At 69.2% G+C, this 10336-nt stretch carries 9 protein-coding genes; 5 read left to right on the top strand and 4 right to left on the bottom strand.

Features of this window, described 5'->3' with window-relative positions; genetic code table 11:
• Positions 1–295 precede the first annotated feature (295 nt).
• Positions 296–1777: an MDR family MFS transporter gene (locus tag KILIM_RS20860; protein ID WP_006594745.1), complete on the bottom strand. Its 1482-nt coding sequence runs from the start codon at positions 1775–1777 to the stop codon at positions 296–298.
• Positions 1778–2006: 229 nt separating this feature from the next.
• Entirely contained in the window at positions 2007–2366 is a 360-nt protein-coding gene (locus tag KILIM_RS20855) for a universal stress protein (RefSeq protein ID WP_006594744.1), read from the bottom strand.
• A gap of 161 nt (positions 2367–2527) precedes the next feature.
• Between KILIM_RS20855 and KILIM_RS20850 the strand changes: the two genes are divergently transcribed.
• From KILIM_RS20850 to KILIM_RS20840, 3 genes are read left to right on the top strand one after another with little or no spacing between them, the layout of a single operon-like run.
• On the top strand, positions 2528–3547 hold the full coding sequence (locus tag KILIM_RS20850; RefSeq protein ID WP_255247697.1) for a Bug family tripartite tricarboxylate transporter substrate binding protein: 1020 nt from the start codon (positions 2528–2530) through the stop codon (positions 3545–3547).
• Positions 3544–4071: a tripartite tricarboxylate transporter TctB family protein gene (locus KILIM_RS20845; protein WP_006594742.1), complete on the top strand. Its 528-nt coding sequence runs from the start codon at positions 3544–3546 to the stop codon at positions 4069–4071. Before KILIM_RS20850 ends, KILIM_RS20845 begins: the two co-directional genes overlap by 4 nt.
• A gap of 1 nt (position 4072) precedes the next feature.
• The gene (locus KILIM_RS20840) at positions 4073–5578 is read left to right on the top strand and encodes a tripartite tricarboxylate transporter permease (protein WP_006594741.1); all 1506 of its coding nucleotides are present in this window, start codon (positions 4073–4075) and stop codon (positions 5576–5578) included.
• 26 nt (positions 5579–5604) lie between these two features.
• Here the strand turns inward: KILIM_RS20840 and KILIM_RS20835 are convergent, their stop codons facing one another.
• On the bottom strand, positions 5605–6657 hold the full coding sequence (locus tag KILIM_RS20835) for a GNAT family N-acetyltransferase (RefSeq protein ID WP_006594740.1): 1053 nt from the start codon (positions 6655–6657) through the stop codon (positions 5605–5607).
• 410 nt (positions 6658–7067) lie between these two features.
• Between KILIM_RS20835 and KILIM_RS20830 the strand changes: the two genes are divergently transcribed.
• Together KILIM_RS20830 and KILIM_RS20825 are read left to right on the top strand one after the other, a co-directional pair.
• Positions 7068–7532, top strand: coding sequence for an Lrp/AsnC family transcriptional regulator (locus KILIM_RS20830; protein ID WP_006594739.1), 465 nt, complete (start codon positions 7068–7070; stop codon positions 7530–7532).
• Positions 7533–7580: 48 nt separating this feature from the next.
• A complete protein-coding gene (locus tag KILIM_RS20825; protein ID WP_006594738.1) occupies positions 7581–8705 on the top strand; it encodes a DNA polymerase IV in 1125 nt (374 codons plus the stop codon).
• A gap of 66 nt (positions 8706–8771) precedes the next feature.
• On the opposite strand, the gene KILIM_RS20820 is transcribed toward KILIM_RS20825, so the two are convergent.
• Positions 8772–10280, bottom strand: a complete 1509-nt coding sequence (locus KILIM_RS20820; RefSeq protein ID WP_006594737.1) for an APC family permease — start codon at positions 10278–10280, stop codon at positions 8772–8774.
• Positions 10281–10336 lie beyond the last annotated feature (56 nt).

Here is a 10336-nt window from a genome sequence, read left to right as displayed (position 1 = left end):
GAAAGCAGCCGACCCGCTGAAAGCACCAGCGGTGGCGGGAGCCCGCACGGGGAAGCCGAGAGTGGCGGCGATCCGGCGAGTAGCTGCGGGAGCCAAGCGTCAGAAGCGGCACTGATCCCCGAACGCAAAGGCCTGCCCAACGACCAATTCACTGTTGCCACCAAGCACGCGTAGGCGCCCAAGGCATGCAGCCTCGGGCGCCTACCCGCAGTACCGGGCGATCGGTCGTGCTCAGTGAGCGACGAACTCGCTGAGCGACGAACTCGGTGAGCGACGAACTCAGTGGGCGACGAACTCAGTGGGCGACGATGTCGCTGGCGGCGGGACGCTCGCGGGAGAGGAAGACCGCGCCGACGATGGCGCCGATCGCCAGAATGGCGGCGACGCCGATGCCGAAACCGACTCCACCGGCCTGCGCGGCGTGCGGCGCCGCGCCCGCGGCGCTCAGGCCAGCAGCCCGAGTGGCCATGACCGTGACGACGAGCGCCGTGCCAGCACCCGCGGCCACCTGCTGCAAGGTGCCCAGCAGCGCGCTGCCGTGCTCGTACAGGTTCGAGGGCAGGCTGCCCAGGCCGGTCGTGAAGATCGGCGTGAAAACGAACGCCAACGCCACCGACACCACGACGTGCAACGCCAAGAACACCGGCCAACCGGCCCAACTCGTGCTCCACGCCATGAGCCCCAGCGCCGCGACCAGCACCACCGTGCCCGGTAGCACCAGCACCCGCGCGCCGACCCGGTCGTACAGCCGGCCCACCCGCGGGCCGAGCAAACCCATGAGCAGCGCACCCGGCATCAGCAGCAAACCGGCCTGCAGCGTCGACAAACCCAGCACCTGCTGCAAGAAGATCGGCAACACGATGACCGCACCCATCAGCGCCATGAAGCACAACGCCATGACAGTCACCGCCACCACGTATCCGCGATTACGCAACACCCGCAGATCCAGCAGCGGCGTCCCCGAGCCGCGCACCAGCACGACCTGACGCCACGCGAACAGCACCAGCGCGACAACCCCGACGGCCAAGCATCCGACCGGCGGCAGCACGGCGTGCGCCTCCCCGCCCAGCTGGCTCAGGCCGTACACCAGGCCGCCGAAGCCGAGCACCGTGAGAACCACGCTGATGAGGTCGAGCGAGCCTGCCCGCTCCTCCTGCGAGTCCTTGGTCAGCAGTCGGAATCCGAGCACCCCCACGAAGATCGCGATCGGCAACACGACGCCGAACAGCCACCGCCACGACGCCACGGCCAGCACCAGCCCCGACAGCGCCGGGCCCAACGCCGGCGCAACCGAGATCGCCAACGACACATTGCCCATGACCCGGCCGCGGTCGCGGCGCGGCACCAGCGCCAGCACCGTCGACATCAGCAGCGGCAACATGATCGCCGTGCCGCACGCCTGCACGACGCGCCCCAACAGCAGCACCTCGAACGTCGGCGCCACAGCACAGACGAGCGTGCCGACCGTGAACGAGCTCATCGCCGTGAGGAAGGCGGCGCGGCGCCCGATGCGCTGCAGCAGCCAACCGGTCGTCGGGATGACGATCGCCATCGTCAGCATGAAGCCCGCCGACAACCACTGGGCGGCGCGCGCGTCGATATTCAGCACGCCCATGAGCACCGGAATGGCGTTCGTCATGATCGTCTCGTTGAGGATCACGACGAATGCGGCAACGGTCAGCACCCGCAGGATCGTGCGGTTGCGGCGCTGCTCCTGCTCTTGGGAGACAGAGGAGGACGTCGCAGCGGTTGTCGACGAGGCCGTGGCGGCAGACATGGGTGAAGTCCTGTTCCAAGAGATGAGCGCGGAGCGCGGTGGCACCCCGGGCGAGCGCGCGTCGTTGCCGAGCGCGCCAGTCACGGTATCGACAGCAGCAAACCCGAGTCGAATCGTTTTTGTTCCCTTGGAGACGAACACCACAATGCCGACCCGGGACGATTCCCCAGGTCGGCACGGGTCGCGACGCCTCAGCTCAACCGGCGCCGAGTGATCTCAGCCCTCGAATTCAGCCCTGCGGAGCCTTGACAGCGATCACGGGCACGGTCGCCTCCAGCAGGATCTGCTGGGCGGCCGAGCCGAGCAGCAGCTTGCCCACCGGGCTGCGGTGCCGGATGCCGATGACGATGGCAGACGCCGAGGTGGCCTGGGCCACGTCGAGCAGGTCACCCACAGCGTCGCGGCTGCGGGCATCGGGGGTGCGGAAGGTGACGGACACCCCGTCGAGCTCGTCGCCCTCGGGGTCGAGTTGCTCGCCGTTCATGTTGAAGATGAGCAGATCCTCCCCACGGCGACGCGCCTCGTCGAGGGCGGCATTGCGCGCGGCCTCTCCTTCGGCGGTGGCGGTTCGGGCGAGGATGACGGTCATGGTGACCTCCGCGGGTCGGGCGACGGGGAACGCACACCAGGCTAATGAATCGAGACCGGATCGCGACGGCCGAAGGTCCCCCGACACGACATTCACCCTTTATCGTCCCTTCAACGCCACGGTTCACCCAACTCGCTGGCGGCCAGTCGAAAGGGAATCTCGTGACATACCAGTCGGCCCCGGCACCGCAGCCGGGGCATGGCCGACGGCACCCGATGGCGATGGCGATCTACGCGGTCATCGGCACGATCATCGTGGCGACCGCGACCTACTTCTCGTTCGCCTCCGCGGGGGTCGGCCGCGACGCCCGCGCGAGCGTCACCCTCATCGCCCCGGCCGGTGCCGGCGGCGGCTGGGACACGTTCATGCGTGAGCTGCAGCAGGCGATGCGCACCAACGGCATCACCAACAACTCCCAGGTGGTCAACATCCCGGGTGCCGGCGGCACGATCGGACTCGGCAAGCTGTCGACGATGAGCGGCCAGGCCAACGTGCTCATGGTCACGGGCTCCGGTCTGGTCGGCAGCGTCGAACTGCTCGACGCCGCGGTCGATCACTCCGCCGTGCGCCCCATCGCCCGCGTCGTCGAGGAGTACAACGTCATCGTCGTGCCCAACGACTCCCCCTACCAGACCCTGGACGACCTGGTGCAGGCCTGGAAGGCCAACCCCAGCGGCACCCCGTGGATCGTCGGCGGCACCTTCGACCAACTCGTGCTGACGCAGCTGGCCACCGCCGCAGGGGTCGACACCCAGGCTATGACGGTGATCCCCAAGTCCGGCGGCGGCGAGGTCACCCAGGCGCTCATCACGCGCACGGGCGTCGCCGCGACCTCCGGCTTCAAGGACGTCTCCGACCAGATCGAAGGCGGACGCCTACGCGCCCTCGGGCTGGCCTCACCGCAGCGGTTCGCCGAGAGCGACATCCCGACCCTGACCGAGCTCGGCTACGACGTCACGCTGGCCAACTGGCGCGCCGTCGTCGCCCCGCCGGGCATCACCGACGCCGAGTTCGCCACGCTCGCCGACATTGTGCGCCAGGCGGCGGCAACGCCGGAATGGCAGGACGCCATCACCCGTAACCAGTGGACGAATGTGTTTCTCGAGGGCCCGGAATTCCAACAGTGGTTCACCGAGCAGGAGACCGAGATCGGCCAGCTCGTGCAAAGGATGAAGCAATGAGTGAGACGCAGGGCTCGGCCACCCAGTCGGTGAAGGCCTTCTCCTTCTGGCACGGCCGCAGCGGCCTGCTGCTGCCGCTCCTGATGTTCGCCTTCAGCACCTACCTGACGGTAGGCCTGCTGCAACTGCACGTGCCCGAGGGCACCGACTTCCCCGGGCCGAGGTTCTTCCCCGGTCTCGTCGCCGCCGCCGGCTACGTGCTGGCCGTGCTGTTGTTGCTGCACTACCTGCGCACCCCCGAGCCGGTGGCGCCGGAGTGGGACGGCGCCAGCTATCCCACCTTCAGCGACTGGCCGAGCGTCGCCTGGACCGTCGGCGGCTTCATCCTGTTCGCGGCGACCCTGGAGTTCCTCGGCTGGATCCTGGCCGGAGCGTTGCTGTTCGGGTTCGTCGCTCGCGGCATGGGCAGCCGCAGCCCCTTGTTCGACGCGAGCCTGGCCCTCGTACTGTCCAGCGTCGTGTACCTCGCCTTCGATGTCGGCCTCGGCCTCAACCTGCCTTCGGGCCTGCTCGGAGGGATCTGACATGGATTCGTTGACCAACCTGATGAGCGGGTTCGCGGGCGTCTTCGACCCGATGAATCTGGTGTGGGTGCTCGTCGGCTGCTTCCTGGGCACCGCGGTCGGCGTGTTGCCTGGCCTCGGCTCCTCGATGGCGGTCGCGCTGCTGCTGCCCATGACCTTCGCGCTCGACCCGACGGCGGCGTTCATCATGTTCGCCGGCGTCTACTTCGGCGGCATGTTCGGTGACTCCACGATGGCGATCCTCATGAACACCCCCGGTCAGGCGTCCGCCATCGCCTCGACCTTCGAGGGCCACAAGATGGCCAAAGCCGGGCGGGCGCCGCAAGCCTTGGCCACGGCTGCGATCGGCGCGTTCGTCGGCGGCATGATCGCCTCGATCATCGTCGTCTTCCTCGCCCCCAAACTCGCGGACTTCTCCGCGAACTTCGGCCCCGCCGAGTTCTTCGCCCTGGCGCTGTTCGCCTTCGTCGCGACCTCCTCGGTCGTCTCCGACTCGGCCATCAAGGGCCTGTCGGCGCTGGTCATCGGCATCGGGCTGGCCACGGTCGGTATCGACTCCATCTCGGGCAGCGAGCGGTTCACGTTCGGGGTGCCGGAGATGTTCGACGGCATCTCGCTGGTCACCGTGACCGTCGCGGTGCTCGCGCTCGGCGAGGTCTTCAACGTAGCGGCGCGCATCCGGCGCGACCCCAAGCCGGAGGGGATCGGCAAGGGCGGGCGACCGTACCTGTCGCTGGCCGAGTTCAAGGAGGCGCTGCCCGCGTGGTTGCGCGGCACCGGCATCGGCCTGCCGTTCGGCGTCATCCCGGCGGGCGGCTCGGAGATCCCGACGTTCCTGGCCTACGACGTGGAGCGTCGTCTCGACCGGCGTCGCCCCGATCCGCAGTTCGGCAAGGGCGCGATCAAGGGTCTGGCCGCGCCGGAGGCGGCGGGCAACGCGACGACCGGCATGGCGATGGGCGCGCTGCTCTCCCTCGGTCTGCCGATCTCGGCGACCGCGGCGATCATGCTCGCAGCCTTTCAGCAGTACGGGATGCAGCCCGGTCCGCTGCTCTTCGAGCGTCGCCCCGACCTCGTGTGGGCGCTGCTGGCCAGCTTCTTCCTGGCGATGGTCGTGCTGCTCATCATCAACCTGCCGTTCGCGCAGTACTGGGCCAAGCTGCTCCTCATCCCGGCCCCCTATCTGTACGCGGGCATCACCTTGTTCTGCGGCCTGGGTGTGTACGCGACCTCCAGTTCGACGTTCGACCTGTGGTTGCTGCTGGGCATCGCGCTCGTCGGCTTCGTCATGCGCCGCCACGGCATGCCGCTGGCGCCGCTGATGATCGGGATGGTGCTGGGTCCGCTGGCTGAGACCAGTCTTCGCGACGGGCTGCTCGCCTCCGATGGCGACTACTCGATCCTGGTCTCCGGACCGATCCCGATCACCATCTACCTGGCGCTGCTGCTGGTCATCGGCCTGACGCTGCGGCAGAAGCTCAAGAGCCGCAAGGCTGCAGACGTCTGAGCCGAGCCCGCCGGTGTGATCGCGGCCTACTGCAGCTCCAGGTCCCGGTGCCAGGACTGGGTCTCGTAGTCGGTGCGCCAGCCCATGGCCGCGTACAAGGCGTCGGCGCGGGTCGGGCTCTGCGCATCAACCTCCAGGCCGACGCGGTCGCGGCCGCGCGCGGCCGCGTCGGCGATGATCGTGGCCAACAGCGCCCGCGCCACCCCGCGGCCGCGAGCGCGCTGGTCGACGCCGAGGTACTCCACGTAGCTGCCCTCGAAGCCGTCCGCGTCCTCGGGCAGCACCGAGCCGATGAGCGCGCCGCCGGGCTGCCACTCGTCGTCGAGGAGAACCTCGGCCAGCCACCAGTGCTCCCACGTGTGCCCGGGCCCCTCGCGCTGGCGCTGCAGGAACTCCGCCAGGCTCTCGCGGTAGGAGTTGAAGTGGTCGACGAACGACTCCTCCAGCAGGTGGTGCACCGTCCGTAGGTCGTCGGCGACCGGCATCCCGTCGGGGTGCAGGCCGACGGTGCGCACCCGCACACCTGGCTGCAACGCGAGTTCGGCAGCGTCCGTCTCGGTGCTTTCGACGGGGCGGGTCATCTGGCTCCAGGTGCGCGCCAGCCGGTAGCCGGCGCGCGTCAACCAGAGCTGAGCGCGATCGTCCAGAGCGTAGGCGGTGGCGTCGAGGCGGGTGCGGGTCAGGCCGCGTTCACCGATGACGTCTTGCGCGACCCGGTCGACCCAGCGCAGCAGCGCGGAGGCCACGACATCGCGCACCGAGTCGCCGATCGCGTCCGGAGCCGGAGCCGTCGGGTGCACCGCGAATTCGACGTTCGTGCGGCCGGCCGCCCGGTCGTGCACGCACACCCACGCCGCCAGCGTTCCCTGTGGGTCGAACGCCACGAGTTGCCGGCGGGTCCAGGAGCCGCGGCCGATGAGCGCCGCCTCGACGGCCTGCCCGTCGACCGCGCCCGACATGCCCAAGGCCTGTCGCTGCGCCCGCAGCAGCGCGACCACCCCCGGCACGTCCTCGCGCGACGGCACGCGCACGAGCCACTCCAGGGGCAGGCCGGAGAGCACCGGCAAGGGCAGGGTCACCGCTCCATGGTGCCAAAGCCTGGGGCCAAAGCACCCCTCGGTGCGCCGGGTGAGCCGGGTTTCGGCCCACGTCTGGGCGCGTGGGTGGGCCGGGCGCACGCGAGGCGCCGCCAGCAATGCCGCTGGTCGGCGCCTCGCGTGTCGTCCGTTGCGCGTGGGTGGCGCCCGAACGTCGTGCGACCCGCAGAGTCTCGCGCGATGGCGCGAATCCTGCCCGGGATGGCAGTGGTGGGCCTACCCCGGCGGCCGCGGACGAAAGAGTGGCCGGTTGGCCCGTCCTCGTCTGCTGATCACCATGAAAGACCAAGGCCGCCCAGATGAACAACCGGCATCCCCTACATTGATCAGATCGATCAAAATCGCACCGGTAGGGGTGGCGAAATTGATCAGCACGAGGCTTGGGAGCGCGCATGTACCGACTCGACGCCACCGATCGCCGCATCATGGCGGCACTCGACGACGACCCGCGGATGACGATTCTGCTGCTGGCCCAGCGAACCGGCTTGGCCCGCGGCACCATCCAAAGCCGCCTCGACCGCTACCGCACCGAGGGCTTCCTGCGGATGGAGAGCACCCGCATACCCCCGGCCGCCCTGGGCCGCGGTCTGGCCGCCACCGTCTCCGCCGAACTCGACCAGCACCAACTGGAAGAGGCGATGGCCGGGGTGCGGCGCATCCCCGAGGTGCTCGAGTGTTTCGCGCCCGCCGGCAACACCGACCTGCTGTGCCGCGTCGTCGCCCGCGACCCCGTCGACCTCTACCGCGTCAGCGAGGAGATCCGCCTCTGCCCCGGCATCCTGCGCACCTCGACGAGCGTCTTTCTGCGCGAGGTCATCCCGTACCGCATCCGCCCGTTGCTCGACGCCCCCGACTGACACCCGCCCTCCCGCCGGCGGGCGCCGCCATTAGGCGCGGCGCGCAACATGCTGCCCGCTGGGCCTAGCGGCAGAGGGCGGGTGGAGACGGCGCGCCGCTGGGACACTGCGAGGGTGGACGTGATCAGCCGGGGCTCTGCAAAGGTCGCCGACTGGGTGCTGCACTTCGACCTCGATCAGTTCATCGCCGCGGTGGAGGTGCTGCGCCGGCCCGAGCTAGCGGGGCTGCCGGTGATCGTCGGTGGGCAGGGCGATCCGACACAGCGCGCCGTCGTCTCGACGGCGTCGTACGAGGCTCGCGAGTTCGGGGTTCGGTCCGGGATGCCGCTGCGGATCGCCGCCCGCAAATGCCCGGAGGCGGTGCTGCTGCCGGTCGACGCGCCGGTCTACCTCGCGGCGTCGGATCAGGTGATGGCCACCCTGCGGGAGCTGGCGGTCGTCGAGGTGCTCGGTTGGGACGAGGCCTTTCTCGGGGTCCGCACCGACGATCCGGTGGGCTTCGCCCGGCGGGTGCAGGCCGCGGTGCTGGCGGCGACGCAACTGCACTGCTCCATCGGCATCGGCGACACCACGGTGCGCGCCAAGAACGCGACGGACTTCGGAAAGCCGCGCGGCGTCTTCGAGCTGACGGCGGCGAACTGGCTGGAGGTGATGGGGCCGAGGCCGACGCGCGCGCTGTGGGGCGTCGGGTCGAAGGTGTCAGGACGCCTGGCGGCGCTCGGCATCGAGACGGTCGAGCAGCTCGCGAGCGCGCCCGCCGAGACGCTGACCGGGGAGTTCGGGCCGCGGATGGGCCCCTGGTACGGCGACCTGGGCCGCGGCCAGGGGCGGGTGAGCGTCGATCCGACGCCCTGGGTGCCGCGCGGGCACGGGCACGAAACGACCTTCCAGCAAGACCTGACGACCCGCGACCAGATCCTCGCAGCGGTCGCCGAACTGGCCGACCAGGTCGTCGACGACATCACGGCGCAGGGTCGCCCGGCGATGCGGCTGCGGCTGAAGATCCGCTACGCGCCGTTCTTCACCGTCACCCGCTCCCGCAAGCTGCCGGCGGCAACCTCCGACCGCGAAGCCATCGTCGCCGCGGCGCTCGCCCTCGCAGACGACCGCATCGAGCCCGACCGGCCGATCCGCCTCCTGGGCGTGCACGCCGAGATGACGCCACCGGCCTGAACCGTCCCAGCCGACGGGCGTCTCCTGACACCACGCGGGCCCTCTTGCGGCCGGGACCTCCAGGGACTACGTCTGCGGCGGCACCGGCAGCGCGAGCTTCCGCTCGCCGGTGGCCAGCTTCGAGTGGCGCTTGCCGTAGCCGAAGTAGATGGCCAGGCCGATGAGCAGCCAGACGACGAATCGCACCCATGTCTCGGTGGCCAGACTCGCCATCATGGCCAGGCAGGCGACCGCCGACAGGGCCGGTAGCCACGGCGAGAAGGGCACCCGAAACGGGCGCTTCATTTCCGGGTTGGTGCGTCGCAGCACGATAACCGCGACCGACACCACGAAAAAGGCAAAGAGCGTGCCGATGCTCACCATTTCGGCCAGAGCCCCCAACGGCACGAACGCGGCCAGCACCGCGACGAACAGGGTTGTGCCGACGGTGACGCCGACCGGCGTGCGCCATTGCGGGTGCACCCGTCCCACGGCCGGGGGCAGCAGGCCGTCGCGCGAGAGAGCGAAGCCGATCCGGCCCATTCCGACGATATCCACGAGAATCACCGAGCTGAGGCCGCACACCGCAGCGATACCGATAAGTACCCCTGCCCACCCGAGACCGACCTGCGCGAAGGCATCGGATAGCGGCGCGCCCTCCGAGATCTGCGTGTAGTGCACCATTCCCGTGATCACCAGGCACACCGCCAAGTAGAGCGCTGTGCAGATGACGAGCGAGCCGATCAGCCCGCGTGGCATGTCGCGACCCGGGTTCTTCGTCTCCTCGCCGAGGTTGGCGACGACCTCGAAACCGGAGTAGGCGAAGAAGACCACCGCGGCAGCGGCAAGCACTCCCGAGACGCCGAAGACGCTGGGGTCGACCCCGCTGACCACTTGCCACAGCGGGGTCTGCAAGGTGCCGACCGCCTCAGTGGCCGCTGGCTCCGAGGGCGGCACGAACGGACTCCAGTTGGCGGCATTCACGAAGAACGCGCCGACGAGGACGATGAACAGGCACACCGACACTTTGATGACGACCAGCACGTTCGTCAGCCAGCGGGATTCGGAAATGCCGCGCAGCGCGACGAAACCAAGCACGAGGGCGATGAAGACAGCCCCGAGGTTGACGACCGAGTCCTCCCCGAAAAACTGCGTCGGCAACCCGAGGGCTGACTGCAGGTAGCCCGACCACCCGCGGGCCACGACGGCGGCACCGAGGGCGAACTCGAGCACGAGGTCCCACGCGATGATCCAGGCGAAGATCTCACCGATCGTCGTGTAGGCGTACGTGTACGCGCTGCCGGCCGTCGGTACGGCCGCCGCGAGTTCGGCGTAGCAGAGCGCCGCCAACAAGGCGATGACTCCGGCGATGAGAAAGGAGATCGCCACCGCCGGGCCGGCATTGTCCTTAGCCTGCACGCCCGTGAGCGTGAAGATGCCGGTACCGATGATCATGCCGATACCGAACGCGACAAGATCTTTGGCGGTGAGGCGTTTAGCCAACCCCGTGGGTGCCGCGCCGCCGACCGGATCATTCTGATGGAGGACGGTTTCGACGCTCTTCTTGCGTAACGGACTATCCGATGCAGTGGTCATGCGCCCACAAGTTAAGCCCCTCATGTGTCGACGGCGTTTCTTCCGCACGACGACTC

It is taken from the genome of Kineosphaera limosa NBRC 100340 (assembly GCF_000298215.1).
GTDB classification, from domain to species: Bacteria; Actinomycetota; Actinomycetes; order Actinomycetales; family Dermatophilaceae; genus Kineosphaera; species Kineosphaera limosa.
Note: the sequence above shows the minus strand (reverse complement) of the source record. Positions and strands in the feature narration are given on the sequence as shown.

What these genes read in the sequence shown, in the direction of transcription:
- KILIM_RS20860 (WP_006594745.1), bottom strand. Translation starts at nt 1,777, where the DNA reads ATGTCTGCCGCCACGGCCTCGTCGACAACCGCTGCGACGTCCTCCTCT.
- KILIM_RS20855 (WP_006594744.1), bottom strand. Translation starts at nt 2,366, where the DNA reads ATGACCGTCATCCTCGCCCGAACCGCCACCGCCGAAGGAGAGGCCGCG.
- KILIM_RS20845 (WP_006594742.1), top strand. Translation starts at nt 3,544, where the DNA reads ATGAGTGAGACGCAGGGCTCGGCCACCCAGTCGGTGAAGGCCTTCTCC.
- KILIM_RS20840 (WP_006594741.1), top strand. Translation starts at nt 4,073, where the DNA reads ATGGATTCGTTGACCAACCTGATGAGCGGGTTCGCGGGCGTCTTCGAC.
- KILIM_RS20830 (WP_006594739.1), top strand. Translation starts at nt 7,068, where the DNA reads ATGTACCGACTCGACGCCACCGATCGCCGCATCATGGCGGCACTCGAC.
- KILIM_RS20825 (WP_006594738.1), top strand. Translation starts at nt 7,581, where the DNA reads ATGCTGCCCGCTGGGCCTAGCGGCAGAGGGCGGGTGGAGACGGCGCGC.
- KILIM_RS20820 (WP_006594737.1), bottom strand. Translation starts at nt 10,280, where the DNA reads ATGACCACTGCATCGGATAGTCCGTTACGCAAGAAGAGCGTCGAAACC.